This window comes from Bradyrhizobium sp. CB2312 (assembly GCF_029714425.1).
In the GTDB taxonomy this organism is placed as follows: domain Bacteria; phylum Pseudomonadota; class Alphaproteobacteria; order Rhizobiales; family Xanthobacteraceae; genus Bradyrhizobium.
The window spans coordinates 7001224-7020465 of record NZ_CP121668.1 but is presented as its reverse complement, the minus strand read 5'-3'; the positions used below and the strand labels follow the sequence as shown (position 1 = coordinate 7020465).

Annotated in this window: 14 protein-coding genes; 8 read left to right on the top strand and 6 right to left on the bottom strand. The window is 65.9% G+C overall.

Features of this window, described 5'->3' with window-relative positions; translation table 11 throughout:
• Positions 1–81 precede the first annotated feature (81 nt).
• The 6 genes from QA642_RS34205 to hpaH form a co-directional block, all read right to left on the bottom strand.
• Positions 82–1707, bottom strand: a complete 1626-nt coding sequence (locus tag QA642_RS34205) for a thiamine pyrophosphate-dependent enzyme (RefSeq protein ID WP_283080820.1) — start codon at positions 1705–1707, stop codon at positions 82–84.
• Positions 1708–1732: 25 nt separating this feature from the next.
• A complete protein-coding gene (locus QA642_RS34200; RefSeq protein ID WP_283080819.1) occupies positions 1733–2602 on the bottom strand; it encodes a fumarylacetoacetate hydrolase family protein in 870 nt (289 codons plus the stop codon).
• Positions 2603–2784: 182 nt separating this feature from the next.
• Positions 2785–3768 carry a 3,4-dihydroxyphenylacetate 2,3-dioxygenase gene (gene hpaD / locus QA642_RS34195; RefSeq protein WP_283080818.1) on the bottom strand — a complete coding sequence of 328 codons (984 nt, stop codon included), beginning with the start codon at positions 3766–3768 and terminating at the stop codon, positions 2785–2787.
• 120 nt (positions 3769–3888) lie between these two features.
• Positions 3889–5427 carry a 5-carboxymethyl-2-hydroxymuconate semialdehyde dehydrogenase gene (gene hpaE / locus QA642_RS34190; protein WP_283080817.1) on the bottom strand — a complete coding sequence of 513 codons (1539 nt, stop codon included), beginning with the start codon at positions 5425–5427 and terminating at the stop codon, positions 3889–3891.
• Positions 5420–5818, bottom strand: a complete 399-nt coding sequence (locus QA642_RS34185) for a 5-carboxymethyl-2-hydroxymuconate Delta-isomerase (RefSeq protein WP_283080816.1) — start codon at positions 5816–5818, stop codon at positions 5420–5422. The genes hpaE and QA642_RS34185 overlap by 8 nt, the downstream gene beginning before the upstream one ends.
• Positions 5819–5847: 29 nt before the next feature.
• Positions 5848–6654: a 2-oxo-hept-4-ene-1,7-dioate hydratase gene (gene hpaH / locus QA642_RS34180; protein WP_283080815.1), complete on the bottom strand. Its 807-nt coding sequence runs from the start codon at positions 6652–6654 to the stop codon at positions 5848–5850.
• Positions 6655–6764: 110 nt separating this feature from the next.
• Between hpaH and hpaR the strand changes: the two genes are divergently transcribed.
• The 8 genes from hpaR (at position 6765) to QA642_RS34140 (ending at position 18950) form a co-directional block, all read left to right on the top strand.
• Positions 6765–7283, top strand: a complete 519-nt coding sequence (gene hpaR / locus QA642_RS34175) for a homoprotocatechuate degradation operon regulator HpaR (protein WP_283080814.1) — start codon at positions 6765–6767, stop codon at positions 7281–7283.
• Between the two features lie 256 nt (positions 7284–7539).
• A complete protein-coding gene (locus tag QA642_RS34170; RefSeq protein ID WP_027558665.1) occupies positions 7540–8316 on the top strand; it encodes an aldolase/citrate lyase family protein in 777 nt (258 codons plus the stop codon).
• A gap of 97 nt (positions 8317–8413) precedes the next feature.
• On the top strand, positions 8414–9937 hold the full coding sequence (locus tag QA642_RS34165; protein WP_283080813.1) for an altronate dehydratase family protein: 1524 nt from the start codon (positions 8414–8416) through the stop codon (positions 9935–9937).
• A 187-nt stretch (positions 9938–10124) separates the two neighbouring features.
• A complete protein-coding gene (locus QA642_RS34160) occupies positions 10125–10646 on the top strand; it encodes a PAS domain-containing protein (RefSeq protein ID WP_283080812.1) in 522 nt (173 codons plus the stop codon).
• Positions 10624–11928 (top strand): methyl-accepting chemotaxis protein, encoded by a 1305-nt coding sequence (locus QA642_RS34155; protein WP_283080811.1) that lies wholly within the window; start codon positions 10624–10626, stop codon positions 11926–11928. The genes QA642_RS34160 and QA642_RS34155 overlap by 23 nt, the downstream gene beginning before the upstream one ends.
• A 315-nt stretch (positions 11929–12243) precedes the next feature.
• Positions 12244–15513 carry a transglutaminase family protein gene (locus QA642_RS34150; protein ID WP_283080810.1) on the top strand — a complete coding sequence of 1090 codons (3270 nt, stop codon included), beginning with the start codon at positions 12244–12246 and terminating at the stop codon, positions 15511–15513.
• A 27-nt stretch (positions 15514–15540) separates the two neighbouring features.
• A complete protein-coding gene (locus tag QA642_RS34145) occupies positions 15541–18075 on the top strand; it encodes a circularly permuted type 2 ATP-grasp protein (protein ID WP_283080809.1) in 2535 nt (844 codons plus the stop codon).
• Positions 18072–18950, top strand: coding sequence for a transglutaminase family protein (locus QA642_RS34140; RefSeq protein ID WP_283080808.1), 879 nt, complete (start codon positions 18072–18074; stop codon positions 18948–18950). The genes QA642_RS34145 and QA642_RS34140 overlap by 4 nt, the downstream gene beginning before the upstream one ends.
• The last annotated feature ends 292 nt before the right edge of the window (positions 18951–19242 follow it).

Below are 19242 nucleotides of genomic sequence, written 5' to 3'. Positions count from 1 at the left end.
CGTCTCGCTGCCGCTTCGCGTCAGCGATCCACCTTCTCCCACAAGGGGAGAAGGGAAGAAACCCGGCCGCGATGTTTCGCTTTAGGGCTTCGGCGGGTGAATGAACGCCCACGGGCTGACTTCCGAATCCCTGGTCACCTCGACCGAGATCAGATACGGCCCGCCGTGGCTAAGCGCCTTCTCCATCGCCGCCTTGAACTGCTCCGGCGCGGTGACGCGTGCCGCAGCCACACCAAACGACTCCGCCAGCTTGACGAAATCCGGATTGACCAGATCCGACGCCACCACGCGGCCGTCAAAACGTTCGCGCTGGTCGCGGCGGACATTGCCATAGGCATTGTTGTTGAACACCAGCGTCACCACGCCGATGTTGAACTGCACGGCGGTGGCGAGCTCCTGCACGCCGAACATGAAGCCGCCGTCGCCGGTGATCGCGACCACCGGCTTGTCGGGATTGGCAACCTTGGCGCCGAGCGCGGTCGGGAAGCCCGAGCCGAGCGTGCCCTGATAGCCCGAGGTGATGAAGGTGCGCGGCTCGTAGATCGGAAAGCCGTACCAGGAAGCGAAGCCGACCTGCGACAATTCATCGGTGACGATCGCGTTCGCCGGCAGCACCTCGCGCAGGATGTTGAGATACGCCATCTGCGGCTGGACGCGCTGGATATCGGCCTGCGCGGCGGCAGTGGCTTCGCGGATCGCGGCGCGGCGGCCGACCGTCTTGCTGTAGCCGGCCTTGCTGACGGCCGCGGCGAGATCGGCAGTGGCGGTCCTGGCATCGGCGACGATGGCGATGTCGGAGATGAAGCGCCGCATCTCGACGGGATCGATGTCGATGCGGATGCTCTTCAACCCCTCGGGACGGTACGGCCAGCGCGACATGGTCGGCAGCTCCAGCCGCGTGCCGATCCCGATCATGAGGTCGGTGTTCGGCCATAGTCTGTAGGCGGCGGCCATGGTGAGGCCGAGCTCGTGCGCATTGGAGACGATGCCGCGGCCGCTGCGGAAGGCGACGACGGGCGCATCGATCATCTCGGCGAGCTCGAGGATCTCCGCGCCTGCCTCGATCGCACCGCTGCCGACGAAGATCATCGGCGCCTTGCTGGCCTTGATCAGTGCGGCCGCCTGCTTGATCGTGTCGGGGTCAGGCAGCGGCGCGGGCAGCGGCTCCAACACCCGTGCGGCACAGGTGTCGGCGCGCTGGGTGAAGACGTCCCAGGGCATTTCGACCGAAGCGGGGCCGCGCCGGCCCGAGTTCATCTCCTGGAAGGCGCGCGCGACCGTGGTCGGCGCGTTGCCGGGCGTCTCGATGCGGTCGGCCCATTTCAAATAGGTGCGCAAGGTGGCGAGCTGGTCCGGCATCTCGTGCAGATGACCGCGGCCCTTGCCGAGGAATTGCGTCGGCACCTGGCCGGTGACGCACAGCACCGGCTCGTTGCAGCCATAGGCGGTGAGCAGCGCCGCGCTAGCATTGAGCACGCCGGGGCCGGGCACCACGCTGAACACGCCGGGCCGGCCGCTCGCGCGCGCATAGCCGAACGCCATGTAGCCGCAGGCCTGCTCGTGCCGCGCGCCGATCACCTTGAGCTGGGCCTGATGGAAGGCATCGAACAGGCCGTAGATTTGCGCGCCGGGCAGGCCGAACACGGTGTCGACCCCGTGGGCGACAAGGCCGCTGACGATCGCTTCGCCGCCGGTGAGGGTGGTCATTGCACTATTCCACTTCCATTGTTGTTCAGGCTTCGTCGACGACACCGTTGCGCAAGGTTCCGATGCCCTCGGCCGCGACCTCGATCACGTCGCCCGGCTTGAGATAGCGCGGCGGATCGAACCGCGCACCGGCGCCGGTCGGTGTGCCCGTCACGATGACGTCACCGGGGATCAGCGTTGCGAAGGTCGAGATATAGCTGATGAGGTAGCGGAACGGAAACATCAGCCGGCTGGTGCGGTCGTCCTGACGCAGCTCGCCATTGACATGCGTGATGAGCCTGATGTCCGCAATCTGGGATTCCCGTGTGTACGGCACCAGCCACGGCCCGAGGCTGCCGCTGGAATCAAAATTCTTGCCCTGCGTGACGTTGAACTTGGCGTGGCGCAGCCAGTCGCGCACCGAGCCTTCGTTGCAGAGCGTCAGCGCGGCGATGTGGTCGAGCGCGGCGCTTTCCGCAATGTGCCGGCCGGGCTTGCCGATCACCAGCACGATCTCGCCTTCATAGTCGAGCTGCGCGGACACGCGCGGCCGCACCAGCGGCGTGTCGTGGCCGACGAAGGAGCGCGGCGAGCGCATGAACATGCTCGGATATTTCGGCGCGTCCTGGCCGTCCTTGTACTCGGCATTACGGTCGGGGTAGTTGACGCCGATGCAGATGATCTTTTCCGGCGCGGGCACCGGCGGCAGCCAGGTGATGTCGGCGAGTGCATAATCCGGCGCGCGGCCGGCGGCTTCTTCGGCAAGGCTCACGAGCTTTCCCGCCGCGATCACCTCGCGCAGCGTCGGATAGGTCTTGGCATAGCGGGCGGAGAGATCGACGATGCCGCCCGCCAGGACGGCGCCGTAGCTGACATCACCCTTGACGGAATAGGTGGCGAGGCAAGGGAGCTTCATTAGCGACTCTATTTCCTGTATTTCCTGTCGTCCCGGCGAACGCCGGGACCCATACCGCGGAATCTATCGATTGGATGAGGCAGGAGTACCGAACAACGGGTCTTCGCCAAACTTCTCCCTGTGGTTATGGGTCCCTGCTTTCGCAGGGACGACGGGGAGAGAGGCTTTGCCTGTCACCGGCATCAGTCCGCCACCAGCACATCGGCGACAAACTTCGGCTCACGAACGGCCTGGCCCGTGAACGGCGAGCCCTGCTCGAACCAGGAGCGCGGCGCATGCGCGCCCCACAGCGTCTGGCGGCGCGGATCGCGCAGCGACCAGCGCAGCGGCTCGTGGTCGTGATCGCCGGTGAAATAGTCGCTGGTGTAGAGCTCGAGGCGGTGTCCGTCGGGATCGCGCACGTAAAGGAAGAACGCGTTCGAGATGCCGTGGCGTCCGGGGCCGCGTTCGATGTTCTTCACGAACCCTTGCGAGGCCATGACGTCGCAGAGATGGATGATGTTCATCGCCGTCGGCGTCCAGTACGCGAAGTGGTGCAGGCGAGGGCCCTTGCCGTTGGTGATCGCGAAATCGTGGACGTTGCCCTTGCGATGCATCCAGGCCGCGGCGATGCGGCCGTTCGGCCCGTCCTCCTCGGCATATTCGGTGAGACGAAAGCCGAGCCGCGCATAGAAGTCGACGGTGTCCTGCACCTCGGCGGCGAACACGTTGAAATGGTCGAGCCGCTGCGGATGGCAGCCCCGGTAGAGGTCGTAGCGGCGGAGGAGATGCGGCCGGCGGTCCATCGACGCGTAGAGCTCGATCTGGAAGCCGAAGGGATCGGTGAAGTGGAGCGTGCGGCCCTGGAAGGGCTGGTCGGCGAAGGCGTAAGACAGGCCGTTCTCGGAGAGGAAGGCCGCGGCCTTGTCGAGGTCCCCGTCGTTGCCGACCTTGAAGCCGAGCCGGGCGCAGGCCGGCACGGCCGCCTTCCGCAGCACCAGCGAGTGATGCTGATGCTCTTCCGCGGCGCGCAAGTAGACGACATTGTCGTCGGAATCCTCGACATGCAGGCCGACGGTGGTCTCGTAGAACTCGCGGCTCAGCTTCAGATCGGTGACGTCGAGCACGACGTGGCTGGAGCGGATGATGTTGAACGGCGGCTCGAAGATATGTTGCGGTACGGGCATGTGCGTTTCCCCTTTCGGCTCGTCATCCCGGGATGGCCCGAAGGGCCAGGCCCGGGATCCATAACCCCGGCTGGTGGATATGGATTCCGGGCTCGCGCTTCGCGCGCCCCGGAATGACAGCTAAATTCCCAGCTTCTGAATCTTGTGCGTGCCCCGCGCCAGCGAGACGTGCTTGGTTTCCATGTAGAAGTCGAACGAGTAATCGCCGCCGTCGCGGCCGATGCCGCTTGCCTTCATGCCGCCGAACGGCGTCGGCAGATGGCGGACGTTCTCCGAGTTCAGCCAGATCATGCCGGCCTCGAGCGCGTCGGCGACACGCAAGCTCCGGCCGACGTCGTTGGTCCAGACATAGCCGGTGAGGCCATAGCGGATGTCGTTGGCGATCTCGATGGCGTCGGCTTCGTCCTTGAACGGCAGCACGGTGAGGAAGGGGCCGAACACCTCTTCCTGCGCCACACGCATCTTGCCGTGCGCGCCGGTCACCAGCGTCGGCTCGACATAATGTCCGCCGCCGGGGCCGTCATAGGCCTTGCCGCCGACCGCGATCGTCGCGCCGTCCTGGCGCGCGACGGCGAAATAGGAGCAGACTTTTGCGAGGTGCCGTTCGTGGATCAGCGGCCCGATCTCGGTGGTGGGATCGAGGGGATGGCCGACCTTCAGCGCCTTTACCCGCGCGGTCAGCTTCTCCACGAACTTGTCCGCGATGCTCTGCTGGATCAGCAGGCGGCTGGAAGACGTGCAGCGCTCGCCGTTGAGCGAGTAGATCATGAACACGACGGCATCGAGCGCGCGATCGAGATCGGCATCGTCGAACACGATCACCGGGTTCTTGCCGCCGAGCTCGAAATGCACGCGTTTCAAGGTCGGCGCGCCCTGAACCATGATCGCAGAGCCCGTCGCGCTCTCGCCGACGAAGCCGATCGCCTTGATGGCGGGATGCTCGGTCAGCGCCTTACCGGCCTCCTCGCCAAAGCCGTGCACGGTGTTGAGCACGCCGTCGGGAACGCCGGCTTCCTTGACCAGCTTCGCCAGGATGGCGGCGGTCACCGGCGACCATTCGGCCGGCTTGTGCACGACGGTGCAGCCGGCGGCCAGCGCCGGGGCGATCTTCCAGGTCGAGAGCATGAACGGCGTGTTCCACGGCGTGATCACGCCAACCGGGCCGATCGGCACCCGGGTCGAGATGTTCCAGTGCTCCTCGCTCGGCGTGTTGAGGCCGTCGCGTGCCTCGGCGCATTTGTCGGCGAAGAAGCGGAAATTCTCGGCGGCGCGGATCGCCGCCTTGGCCATGAAGCGGTAGGCCTGGCCGGTGTCGATGCATTCGAGCACCGCGATGTCCTCGGCATTGTCCTCGATGGCGTCGGCGACCCGGTGCAGCAGCTTGCGCCGCATCGCCGGCCCCATGTCGCGCCAGGACTTGAAGGCGAGGGCAGCGGCCGTTGCCGCGGCGTCGATATCCTCGGCATTGCCGCGTGCGACGGTGGCGAGCACAGCGCCATCGACAGGCGATTTCGTCTCGAAGGTCTCGCCCGAGATCGAGGCGACGGTCTTGCCGTCGATCATGTGGCCGATGCCGTCGGCCCGCAGCTTCTTCAGGAGCGGCGCGACGCGGTCGCGGTTAGCCTGGAACACATCGGCTTTCGGGCTGGGCTTATCCATGGGCGGCCTCCACTTTCAGGGCATCGTGGATGTTGTTGCGCTTCCAGCTGGTGTCCTTGTCGTTGATCTGCATGTCGAACGACAAAGCGAACTTGCTGGCGGCGAAGACGGGATCGAGATGTTTTGACAGGGCCTGGAAGACATGCTCGCCGGCTTTCTGGCGGGTCGGCAGGTCGCGGCCCTCGCCGATGCGCAGCACCATGTCGAGAAAGCCGTAGTCGTTGCGCGCATCCGCAATCGCATAATGCTCGCAGCGGATTGCGCGGACGCGGATGCCGCCGAGCGGGAAAATGCCGGTCTCCACCGCCGCCTTGCGCACGACCTCGCAGACCGCCGCGATGTCGAGGCGGCGATCGAGATTGGCCGAATATTCGATCGTGAAATGCGGCATCGCGGTTTCACTCCCTGTATTTTTGTTTCTCAGGCGAAGTAGCAGCTGACAGAGCCGTAGGCGCCATAATCGGCCTGAATTGTGTCGCCCTTGCGGGTCTCGATCGGGCGGATGAAGGAGCCGGCGAGCACCACCTGTCCGGGCTCCAGCGCAAGGCCGAGCGGTGCGATCTTGTTGGCGAGCCAGGCGACAGCGGTGGCGGGATGATTGAGCACGCCGGCGGCAAGGCCGGTCTCCTCTAACTGGCCGTTCCTGAAACAGAGCGCGCCGATCCAGCGCAGGTCCGCGTCGAGCGGACGGATCGGCCGTCCCCCAAGCACGATGCCGGCATTCGCCGCGTTGTCGGCGATGGTGTCGAAGATCTTGCGCGTCGCCTTGGTCTTGGCATCGACGCGCTCGATCCGCGAGTCCAAAATCTCCAGCGCCGGCACCACGAAGTCGGTGGCGTTGAGCACGTCGAACATGGTGCAATCGGGCCCCGAGAGGCGCTTGCTCATGACGAAGGCGAGCTCGGCCTCGACGCGCGTCGCGATGAAGCGCTCGGTCGGAACCAAGCCGCCATCGGCGAAGAACATGTCGTCGAGCAGCACGCCGGAGTCAGGCTCGTCGATATTGAGCGCGCTTTGCATCGCCTTCGAGGTCAGGCCGATCTTGTGGCCCCTGACCATACGCCCCTCCGCGATCTTGACGTCGACCCAGGCCTTCTGAATCGCGTAGGCGTCAGCGATAGTGATTTCAGGAAAATCCTGCGAGAGCTGCCGGATCTGCGTGCGGGTCTTCTCCGCCTGATGCAGACGGCTCGCGCAAGCTTGGATATCGTCGTTGGAAAGCGCCATTTGTGATCTTACAAATCGTGGTGCCCGGAGATACTTAACATGTTAAGTGAATGCGTCAAACGGAATCTGGCTTTGCTGCACTGCAAACTTTTGCGGGCTGAAAGGGCGCCATGACGAAGAGACCGGGTGATCCGGCAAATGGTGGTGCGCCTGCCGCGCGGCAGGTGCCGATGCGCGATTTCTCGCGCTCGCTGCCGATGTCGCTGCTCAGGGCGCGCGAGGCCGTGATGCGGCAGTTTCGCCCCTCGCTGCGGGAGCACGGCCTCACCGAGCAGCAATGGCGCATCCTGCGCGCGCTCGCGGCCATCGAGGCGGTCGAGGTCACGGAACTCGCGCGCACCGCGTTCCTGCTCGGACCCAGCCTGTCGCGCATCCTGCGCGATCTCGAGGCGCGCAATCTGATCGAGCGCAAGACCGTGAAGAATGACCAGCGCCGCAGCATGGTCTCGATCTCGAAGGAGGGCGTGAAGCTGATGGCCTCGGTGGCGCCGACGTCGGAAGCGATCTATGCGGAGATCACGCGGCGCTTCGGCGCCCGCAAGCTCGCCGAATTGCAGGACATGCTCGGCGAGCTCGAGCAGAGTCTGGCAGGGCTCGGCGCCGGCGAGGAGGCAAGTGCAGAGGAGTGAAAGCTGATATGCGCCGTCGCGCGACGACAAACCATGGACATGGCCGCTCTTTTTCGCTCAAAGTGCCGCCCAAGCCGATCGCGCGAAAATCGGCGCCGGAACGGATAACGCCGCCCCAGCCAAGACATCTCGCGTCATCGCGAGCGTAGCGCGGCGATCGAGTTCGCGGTAATAACGGCGCCGCCCTGTCGCGGCGCTCGTCATGGTGACGACGGTCCAAACAACGACGGTCCAAACAACAAAGAAGGAAGGCAACGTGGCGAATAAAGTCAAAGAGATCTGGAAGTCGGGCAAGGCCGTCGTCAATGCGTGGCTCGCGATACCGTCCGGTTTCTCGGCCGAGATGATCGCGCAATGCGGCTTCGACAGCGTCACGGTCGACATGCAGCACGGCGTGCAGGATTACCTCTCGATGGTGCAGTGCTTCCAGGCGATGGACAAGCATCCGGTCACGCCGATGGTGCGTGTGCCCTGGAACGAGCCTGGCATCATCGGCAAGGTGCTCGATGGCGGCGCCTATGGCGTGATCTGCCCGATGGTCAACACGCCGCAGGAAGCCAGGAACCTCGTCTCCTATTCGAAATATCCGCCGCAGGGCGTGCGCTCCAACGGCCCGATCCGTGCCGGCATGTATGGCACCGCGGGCTCCTATCAGAAGACCGCCAATGCCGACACCATCCTGCTGCCGATGATGGAGACGAAGACCGCGGTCGAGAACATGGAAGCGATCCTCGACGTCGAGGGCATCGACGGCGTCTATATCGGCCCGTCCGACCTCGGCTTCTCCTACGGTCTCGAGCCCAAGCTCGACCGCACCGAGCCGGAGATCCTCGCGATCTACGAGAAGATCATCAAGGAGTGCGGCAAGCGCGGCCTCAACCCCGGCATCCATTGCAGCGGCGCCGAGGGCGCTGCGCGCGCCATCAACATGGGCTTCAAGCTGGTGACGCTGTCGAACGAGGTCGGCCTGATGACGACCTACGCCAAGATGCAGGTCAACGCGACCCGCAAGGAGTCGGGCGGCAAAGCCTAGGAACTCGCGAATGGCGAATGGGGAGTAGCGAATGGCGCTGCTCCCCTTTTCCATTCGCCACTCACCACTCGCTATTCGCCTCCGAAGGAGATTCGCCATGACCATCAGCCCCGTCATCCGCCTGCATCCCGATGATGGCGTGCTGATCGCGCGCGCCAGCCTGCCGCCGGGAACGGTCGTCGCCGACGGCGTCACCACCGTCGATCGCATTCCCTCCGGCCACAAGGTCGCGATCAAGCCGTTCGCCGTGGGCGAGCCTGTGATCCGCTACGGCCAGATCATCGGCTTTGCGACCGCACCGATCGCGCCGGGCCAGCATGTGCACGTGCAGAACATCGGCATGGGCGACTTCGCCAAGGACTATGCCTATTGCGCCGACGTCAAGCCGACGCCGAATTTCGATTTGCCGGCAACCTTTGAAGGCATCCGCCGACCGGACGGCCGCGTCGCCACGCGCAACTATATCGGCATCCTCACCTCGGTGAATTGCAGTGCGCATGTCGCAAGCCTCGTCGCCGACGTCTTCAAGAAGAATCCCTTCACCGGCGACAATCCGCTGGCCGACTTCCCCAACGTCGACGGCGTGGTCGCGCTGACCCACAAGACCGGCTGCGGCATGACGCAGAACGAGCCCTTAGCGCTGCTCCGCCGCACGCTCGGCGGCTACGCCCGGCACGTCAATTTCTCCCACGTCATCGTGCTCGGTCTCGGCTGCGAGGTGAACCAGATCGGCGGGCTGATGGAAGAGCAGAAGCTCGCCGGCCGTCTGCGCGCGATGGACATCCAGGAGGTCGGCGGCACCCGCAAGACGGTCGAGGCAGGCATCGCCTTCGTGCGCGAGGCGCTGGCTGACGCCAACAAGGTCAAGCGCGAGAGCGTTCCCGCGAGCGAGCTCACCGTGGCGCTGCAATGTGGCGGCTCGGACGGCTATTCCGGCGTATCAGCCAATCCGGCGCTGGGGGCTGCGAGCGATCTCATCGTGCGCCACGGCGGCACCGTGATCCTGTCGGAGACGCCGGAGACCTACGGCGCCGAGCATCTCTTGACGCGTCGCGCGGTCAGCCGCGAGGTCGGCGAGAAGCTGGTCGATCTGATGCGCTGGTGGGATGAATACACCGAGCGCGAAGGCGCCGAGATGAACGCCAATCCGAGCCCCGGCAACAAGGCCGGCGGCCTCACCACCATTCTGGAGAAGTCGCTCGGCGCGATGGCCAAGGCCGGCACCACCAACCTCGTCGAGGTGCTGCGCTACGCCGAGCCCATTACCAAGAAGGGCTTCGTCTTCATGGACACGCCCGGCTACGACCCAGTCGCTGCGACCGGCCAGGTCGCCGGCGGCGCCAATCTCGTCTGCTTCACCACCGGCCGCGGCAGCGTGTTCGGCTGCAAGCCCGCGCCCTCGATCAAGCTCGCCACCAACACGCCCATGTACAAGCGCATGGAAGAGGACATGGACGTCAATTGCGGCACCATCCTCGAAGGTGAGGAGAGCGTTCAGGAATGCGGCCAGCGCATCTTCGATCTCATCCTCAAGACCGCATCCGGCCAGCCGACCAAGAGCGAAAGCTTCGATTTCGGCGGCGCCGAGTTCGCGCCCTGGGTGCTGGGCGCGACGATGTAACGGTGCTGATGCACCTCGCTGCCTGAATGACAGCACGAACGGTGGACACCTACGTAGTCATACGTAGGTGTCATATGATCGCAGCAGTTCCCCCGGTCACTCGGGATTAATATTTCCCACCGTAATCGTGAGGTGATGCGGGCGACTCCTTCGAGGGGGCGCTGCCTTTCGACAGGATTCGTCAACGATGACGCGTGCGATGCGGCCGACCGGCGTGGAAAATCTCCTCGGTGAGGAGGAGCTGATCGTCTCCAAGACCGATCTCAAGGGCCGCATCACCTACGCCAACGACGTCTTCGTCCGCATGGCGAAATACAGCTACGCGGAGCTGATGGGCGCGCCCCACAGTATCATCCGTCACCCCGACATGCCGCGCGCCGTCTTCAAGCTGCTCTGGGACACGCTTCAGGCGAAGCGGGAGATCTTCGCCTATGTCGTCAATCTGGCCAAGGATGGCAGCCATTACTGGGTGTTCGCCCACGTCACCCCGACGTTCGACGAACGCGGCAACATCGTCGGCTATCACTCCAACCGGCGCAAGCCCGATCCGGCGCAGATCGAGCGCATCAAGCCGATCTACAAGACGCTGTGCGCGGAAGAGGCGCGGCACGCCAATGCCAGGGACGGCATGCATGCGAGCTTTGATGCGATGGTCGGATTACTGAAGCAACAGGGTATCGGTTACGATGAATTTGTGCTCTCTCTCTAAGGCGCAGGGAGCGACCGCGCTCGCGTGTGTTCTTGCCGTCGTTGCCTTCGGACTCTCGCTTCTCGGTGTAACTGGAATCTCCGGAGCGGTGTTGCTCGGCGCGATGATCGCGCTACTCGGTTATGCGGTCTGGTGCCAGCATCGCACCGCCGCCGCCGTCGATGAGGTCGCCGATGTCTGTCGCAAGGCCTCGCAGGGCGATCTCGAAGCGCGCATCCTGAGCGACCGCCAGGCCGGGCGCATCGGGTCGATCCAGAAATCGGTCAACGACATGCTCGACATCACCGACGCATTCCTGCGCGAGGCTTCGGCGTCGATGGACTATGCCAGCCGCGGCAAGCATTTTCGCAAGATCCTGGCGCGCGGCTTGCCTGGCTCGTTCCGCCGTTCGGCTGTCGTCATCAATTCCGGTACCGACAGCCTTGGCCGTCGCGTGGTGGAAATCGCCGATCTCGCCAAGCAGTTCGGCACGCATCTCGATGGCGTCGCCGGCACGCTGATGGGCGCTGCGACCGACCTCGAATCCGACGCCCACCAGATGGCGGCGGCGGCCGAGAAGACCAGCCGTCAGACCTCCGGCGTGCTCAGCGCCTCCGACCAGGCCTCGCGCAATGTCGCGACCGTCGCCAGCGCGGCGGAGCAGCTGGCATCCTCGATTGCCGATATCGGCCGCCAGGTGACCGGCTCGACCGCGAGCACGGGCCGCGCCGTCAACGAGGCCAATCGTGCCGGCAGCGAGATCCGCGCGCTTGCGGACGCGGCGATGCGGATCGGCGACGTCGTCAAGCTGATTAGCGAGATCGCCTCGCAGACCAATCTCCTCGCGCTCAACGCCACCATCGAGGCGGCGCGCGCAGGCGAGGCCGGCCGCGGCTTCGCGGTGGTGGCTTCCGAGGTCAAGAGCCTCGCCAATCAGACTGCGAAGGCGACCGAAGAGATCAGCGCCAAGGTCGGCGAGATGCAGCAATCGACCACCAATTCGGTCGCGGCCGTCGAGGCGATCGCGCAGACCATCGCCGAGATCAACGGCATCACCGCCGCGATCGCGACCTCGATCGAGCAGCAGGGCCTCGCAACGCGCGAGATCGCCCGCAACGTCCAGGAAGCCTCCGCCGGCACCTCGCAGGTCTCCTCCAACGTGACAGGCATCAGCGATGCCGCCGCCGACACCGGCCGCGTCGCCAGCCGCGTCAACAGCGCCTCCGAACGTGTCCACGGCGAAGTCGAAACGCTCCGCCACGAGGTGACGCAGTTCCTGCAGCGGCTGACCTCGGCGGCATAAGATTTGCGCCAAGACTGGGCGTCTTCTTACCCTCTCCCCTTGTGGGAGAGGGTGGCTCGCTGCGACAGCGGCGAGACGGGTGAGGGGTCTCTATCCTCACGAGCGTTCTTGCGCAGCGGAGACATACCCCTCATCCGGCGCGCATTCGCGCGCCACCTTCTCCCACAAGGGGAGAAGGGAGGGCAGCATGCGCCGAGAACGCCCCCACAAGCACTCGGCCCGCACCTTGCATAGGCAGCCTCTGCCCGTTGTTAGTGCTTGATCGCACTGACATCAGGTGTTCTGCTCAAAAAAGCTGCTGGAGCACCGTACCCCGTGTCGATCTACGTCGCATTACACCACGTCACGCACTACAAATACGACCGCCCGATCGATCTCGGACCGCAGACCATCCGCCTGCGGCCGGCGCCGCACACGCGCACGCCGATCCTGAGCTATTCGCTCAAGGTCACGCCGGCCAATCACTTCGTGAACTGGCAGCAGGACCCGCAAGGCAACTGGCTCGCGCGCTACGTCTTCCCGGAGAAGACCACCGAGCTGAAATTCGAGGTCGACTTCACGGCGCAGATGACCACGGTCAACCCGTTCGACTTCTTCGTCGAGCCCTATGCCGACAGCTTTCCGTTCGAGTATCCGAAGGACCTCAAGACCGAGCTCGCGCCTTATCTCGAGACCATCAAGCCCGATCGCCTGTTCGCGAAATATCTCGACACGATCCCGCATGAAGCCCCGAACACGGTCAACTTCCTGGTCGAGCTCAACCGGGAGCTCCAGAACAAGGTCCGCTACATCATCCGCATGGAGCCCGGCGTGCAGACGCCGGAGGAGACGCTGTCGTCCGGCGCCGGCTCGTGCCGCGACTCCGCCTGGCTCTTGATCCAGACCCTGCGCCATCTCGGTCTCGCCGCGCGCTTCGTCTCCGGCTACCTGGTCCAGATCCGTCCCGACATCGATCCGATCGAGGGCCCGCCAGAAGTCGAGAACGACTTCACTGATCTGCATGCCTGGGCCGAGGTCTACCTGCCGGGCGCGGGCTGGATCGGATTTGACGCCACCTCCGGCATGCTCGCGGGCGAGGGGCACATCCCCGTTGCCGCCACGCCGCATTATCGCTCGGCCGCGCCGATCTCCGGCGGCGCCGGCTTTGCCGAGGTCGAGTTCGCCTTCGACATGAGCGTCAAGCGCATCCGCGAGGCGCCGCGCATCACAAAGCCGTTCTCCGACGAATCCTGGGCGCGGCTCAACGATCTCGGCGAGCAGGTCGACGGCGATCTCGTAAGCCAGGACGTGCGGCTCACCATGGGTGGTGAGCCGACCTTCGTCTCGGTCGATGATCTCGAAGCGGCAGAGTGGAATACGGACGCCGTCGGTCCGACCAAGCGCACGCTCGCCGACGATCTGATCCGCCGCCTGCGCACGCGCTTTGCGCCCGGCGGCCTTCTGCATTACGGCCAGGGCAAATGGTATCCGGGCGAGAGCCTGCCGCGCTGGGCCTTCGGCCTCTACTGGCGCAAGGACGGCGTGCCGATCTGGAAGAACGCCGACCTCATCGCGAAGATCGAAAATCCGCGGCCCGCCGGGACGAAGGACGCCGAGGCCTTCATGGAGGGCGCGGCACTGCGGCTCGGGCTTGATCCCGGCTACATCATGCCGGCCTATGAGGACACCACGCTCTGGCTCCAGAAGGAAGCCGAGCTTCCCGTCAACGTCGATCCCTCCGACTCCAAATTATCCGATCCGGAGGCGCGTGCGCGCATCGCGCGGGTGTTCGAGCAGGGCCTCAATACGCCGCGCGGCTTCGTGCTGCCGGTGCAGCGCTGGAACGCGCCGCCGCGCTGGCGCAGCGAGCGCTGGCAACTCCGGCGCAACCATCTGTTCCTGACGCCGGGCGATTCACCGCTCGGCCTGCGCCTGCCGATCGGGTCGCTCGGCTATGTCCCGCCCAATCAATATCCCTACATCATCGAGCGGGACCCGATGGACGCACGGGGCAAGCTGCCCGTGTTCACCCTCGCAGCGCGCCCGGAAGCGCCGCCACGGGTCGCTCCCGAGCATCTCAACACCTCCATCCCGGTCCGCACCGCGATGTCGGTCGAAGTCCGCGACGGCGTGCTTTGCGCCTTCATGCCGCCGGTCGAGCGCATCGAGGATTATCTCGAGCTGACAGCTGCACTCGAAGCCACCGCCGAGGAGATGCAGCTCCAGGTCCATGTCGAGGGCTATCCGCCGCCGTTCGACCCGCGCATCGAGGTGATCAAGGTGACGCCCGACCCTGGAGTCATCGAGATCAACATCCAGCCGGCGAAGAGCTGGCGCGACGCGGTCGAGATCACCACGGGCCTCTATGAGGACGCCGGCAAGGTGCGCCTCGGCGCCAACCGTTTCCTGGTCGACGGCCGCCACACCGGCACCGGCGGCGGCAATCACGTCGTGGTCGGCGGTTCGAGCCCGCAGGACTCGCCGTTCCTGCGCCGGCCCGATCTGCTCAAGAGCCTGGTGCTGTACTGGCAGCGGCATCCGTCGCTGTCCTATTTCTTCTCCGGCCTGTTCATCGGTCCGACCAGCCAGGCGCCGCGCATCGACGAGGCCCGTCACGACAGTATCTACGAGCTCGAGATCGCGCTCTCGCACGTGCCGCCGCCGGGCTACCAGACACCGCTGTGGCTGGTGGACCGGCTGTTCCGGCATCTGCTTGTCGACATCACCGGCAACACCCATCGCGCCGAGATCTGCATCGACAAGCTCTATTCGCCGGAAGGGCCGACCGGCCGCCTCGGCCTCGTCGAATTCCGCGCGCTCGAAATGCCGCCTGATCCGCGCATGTCATTGGCGCAGCAACTCCTGATCCGCGCGCTGATCGCAAAGTTCTGGCGCGAGCCGCAAGCCGGCAAGTTCGTGCGCTGGGGCACCGCGCTGCATGACCGCTTCATGCTGCCTCACTTCATCTGGGAAGACTTCGTTGATGTACTTTCTGAGTTGAAGCAGTCAGGCTATCCCTTTGAGCCGGAATGGTATCTGGCCCAGCTCGAATTCCGCTTTCCCGCGTTCGGCCGCGTTCATCATGGCGGCGTGACCGTGGAATTGCGCCAGGCGCTGGAGCCCTGGCATGTCTTGGGTGAGGAGGGCTCGGCCGGCGGTACCGTGCGCTATGTGGACTCGTCGGTTGAACGTCTTCAAGTAAAGGCTGAAGGTTTCGTCGAAGGCCGCCACATCGTCACCTGCAACGGCCGCCGTCTGCCCATGACCTCGACCGGCCGCTCGGGCGAGGCCGTGGCTGGCGTTCGCTTCAAGGCTTGGCAGCCGGCCTCCGGCCTGCACCCGACCATCCCTGTGCATGCACCGCTGACCTTCGATCTCATCGACACCTGGAACGGCCGCTCGCTCGGCGGCTGCGTCTACCACGTCGCCCACCCCGGCGGGCGCAACTACGACACCAAGCCGGTCAACACCTACGAGGCCGAGGCGCGGCGGCTGGCGCGCTTCCAGGACCACGGCCACACCCCGGGTCCGATGCAGCCGCCGCCCGAGGAACGCACAAATGAGTTTCCGCTGACCCTCGACTTGCGGACCCCGCTCCTGCAATGAGTATGATGGTGGGGCAGGGAGAGGCGGATGGCCGAGGGCGCAGCCGAGGACGACAGAGCGGGGCAGGCGCAAGGCCAGCGTGAGGGCCAGCGTGAAGGCCAGCGCCGTCTCGCCCAATGGGTCCGCGACTACAGCCATCTGCCCGGCATTCCCGACGAGTTTCTGGGGCCCGACGGCGCGCCCCGCTCGGTCTGGAGCCGCTTCTTCGACGCCTTCGGCGCGCTGGCGCCCGACGAGGCCGAGCGGCGCTTCGCCATGGCCGACCGTCACCTCCGCGAGGCCGGCGTCACCTACCGCGCGCCCGGCGACGGCGCCGACCGGCCGTGGTCGCTCAGCCATCTGCCGCTCCTGATCGACGAAGCCGACTGGCAGCAGCTCTCCGCCGGCATCACCCAGCGCGCCGAGCTTCTGGAGCTCGTGCTGCGCGACATCTATGGCGAGGGCCGGCTGGTCGCCGAGGGCGCGCTGCCGGCGGCCGCGATCGCCGGCAGCCCCGAATATCTTCGTCCGGTTTGCGGCGTCCCGCCGCCCGGCGGGCGCTATCTCTCGCTCTATGCCGCCGATGTCGGCCGCGGGCCCGATGGCCGCTGGTGGGTGCTCGGCGACCGCACTCAGGCGCCGTCGGGCGCGGGCTATGCGCTGGAGAACCGCCTGGTGCAATCGCGCGCCTTCTCCGATCTCTACAAGTCGATGAACGTGCCGCGCGTCGCGCCGTTCTTCGAGGCGTTCCGCGACAGTCTTCGCGCGCGCGCCGATCGCGACGAGCCGCGCATCGGCGTGCTGACGCCGGGCAGCTTCAGCGAGACCTATTTCGAGCACGCCACGCTGGCGCGCTATCTCGGCTTCCTGCTGGTCGAGGGCGACGATCTCGCCGTCAGCGACAACCGCATCCACATCCGCACTGTGGCCGGGCTGAAGCGGCTCGACGTGCTGCTGCGCCGGGTCGATTCCAACTCGCTCGATCCGCTCGAGCTCGATGCATCCTCGCATCTCGGCGTGCCCGGCCTGATCGATGTGCTGCGCAAGGACGGCGTCGTCGTCGCCAACATGCCGGGCTCCGGCGTCCTCGAAGCGCGCGCGCTGCTCGGCTTCCTGCCGGCGCTGAGCCGCCGCCTGCTCGGCGAAGAGCTGAAGATGCCGCACATCGCGACCTGGTGGTGCGGCCAGCGCAATGCGCGCGATGAGGTGCTGTCGCGGCTCGACGAGGTCGCGATCGAGGGCGCCTATCGCCGCGGCGTTCCCGGCTTCGAGAGCAAAGGTCCGGTGCTCGCGAGCGAGCTCGATGCATCTGGACGTCAGCGGCTGGTCGACGCCATCAGCGCGCGCGGCATGGACTATGTCGGCCAGGAGGTGGTGCGGCTCTCGACCATGCCGGTGTGGGAACAGGGCCAGCTCACGCCGCGCCCCTTCGTGCTGCGGGTGTTTGCGGCCGCAACCCCGGACGGCTGGGCCATCATGCCCGGCGGCTTCTGCCGGATCGCCGAGCAGGCCGATGCGCGCGCGGTGTCGATGGGCGACGGCGCGCGCGCGGCCGACGTCTGGGTGGTCTCCGAGAAGAAGGTCTCGACCGCGACGCTGCTGCCGGCGACCGACAAGGTCCGCATCCGCCGCATCGCCGGCGTGCTGCCGAGCCGCGCCGCCGACAATCTGTTCTGGCTCGGCCGCTATCTCGAACGCGCCGAGGCGACGCTGCGTCTCGTGCGCGCGCTGGGCTCGCCGAGCGGGCCCAACAAGGGCACCGCGGCCTCGCTGCAATCGGCCGACCGTATCCAGCGCCTGCTGGTGGCGTGGGGCGCGATCTCGCAGGCCTCGCGCGCGGCGCCGGGGCGCATCGTCGCCGAAGCGTTGCAGAGCGAGGCGCGTTTCGGCTCGGCGCTGTCGCTGGTGCGCGCGGCACAGCGCACCGCGACCTCCTTGCGCGAGCGGCTGTCGCCCGATGCCTGGCAGGTCATCACCGAGATGGCCGAGCGCCTCGCTCTCGAGGTCGAGGACGACGACGACGTGCTGAGCGCGGCCGAGCTCACCTTGCAGGAGCTCGCGAGCTTTGCCGGCCTTGCGCAGGAGAACATGAACCGCGCTGCCGGCTGGCGATTCCTCGACATCGGCCGCCGCGCCGAGCGCGCCATCAACACGACGCGCTTTGCGCGTCAATTTGCATATGACGAGGCGGGCGATGAGGATCTCGACATCCTGCTGACGCTGGTGGATTCCCAGATCACCTACCGCTCGCGCTATCTGCTGACGCCGATCCTCGCGCCCGTGCGCGACCTCGCCGTGCTCGACACGTACAACCCGCGGTCGGTCGCGTTCCAGGTCGCGACCTTGAATGAGCATATCGCGGCACTGCCGAGCCTGAAGGAGCACGGCCTGATCGAGCAGCCGCAGCGGCTTGCGGTCGCCGTGCAGGCGATGCTCGCTACCGCGGAAGCCGAGAAGCTCGAGGTCAAGACGCTGTTCGGACTGGAGCAGGATCTGCTCAGCCTCGCCGAGGCGGTGGGCTTGCACTACTTCCCGCACGGCCCCAATGCCAGCCGGCCGGAAAAGCTGACGGGGCTGGCGTGATCTACGACATCCGTCACGTCACCACTTACGAATATGAAAGTCCGGTCAGCTTCGCCCGCTGCACGCTGCGGCTCGAGCCGAAGAGCGGTAGCGGCCAGGAGCTGATCTCGCATCGCGTCGAGATCCGTCCGCGCCCGGCCGAGCGTCACGTGCGGCGCGATTTCTTCGGCACGCTGACCGAGAGCATCGTGATCGAGGCCGCGCATCGAAACCTGCGGATCGATTCACGTTCGCGTGTCTCCGTTGAGCGGCAGCCGCCGGCGCGCGATGCGTCGAGCCCGCCCTGGGAGAGCGTTCGCGACATCGCGTTCGAAGCAACCAGCCTCGGACCGTCCTCGCCGGTCGGCTATGTCTTTGCAAGCCCGCTGGTGCCTGTTCTGCGTCCCGTCAGTGCCTATGCTGCAGAGAGTTTTGCGTCGGGCAGGGGTATCCTCGCCGGCGCGGTCGATCTCATGCACCGTATCCGCACCGAATTCCGCTACGATCCGAAGGCCACCGTGATCTCGACGCCGCTCAACGAGGTCTTCGACAAGCGCCACGGCGTCTGTCAGGATTTCGCTCATGTGATGATCGCAGGGCTGCGCGGGCTCGGTCTGCCTGCGGCCTATGTCAGCGGCTATTTGCGCACCATTCCGCCGCCGGGCCAGCCGCGCCTGCAAGGTGCCGATGCCACTCATGCCTGGGTGTCGTTGTGGTGCGGGGCGGAGCTCGGCTGGGTCGATTTCGATCCGACCAACGATCTCCTTGTCGCCAACGACCATATCGTGCTCGCGGTCGGCCGCGACTTCTCCGATGTCTCGCCGGTCGACGGCATCATCGTCGGTTCGCCGAAACAGAAGCTCGGCGTCGCCGTCGACGTGTTGCTGGTGGAGTGACGGCGCGCTCCGCCGTCCCGGCCGCGAAGACGATGCAGGCGCATGCGCCCGGCTGCGGTCCATTGCGCCAGCCTTGCGCCGACGTCCGATAAAGCGAATTTGATTTACGCGCCTCGGCCGGACCCTTCCGACCGGTCGGCCCGGCTGCATCGCGCCGCGACTGCAACCACGATCTCGCGGGGCACAAGAGCAACTTAATTTACCGATTTGGGGCGCGGGATTTGGCCCCCCGGCCCAAGATGGGCTATGCTGGCTCTTGCGTTGAGGACAATAACGTCGGGAGCTGGCGTGG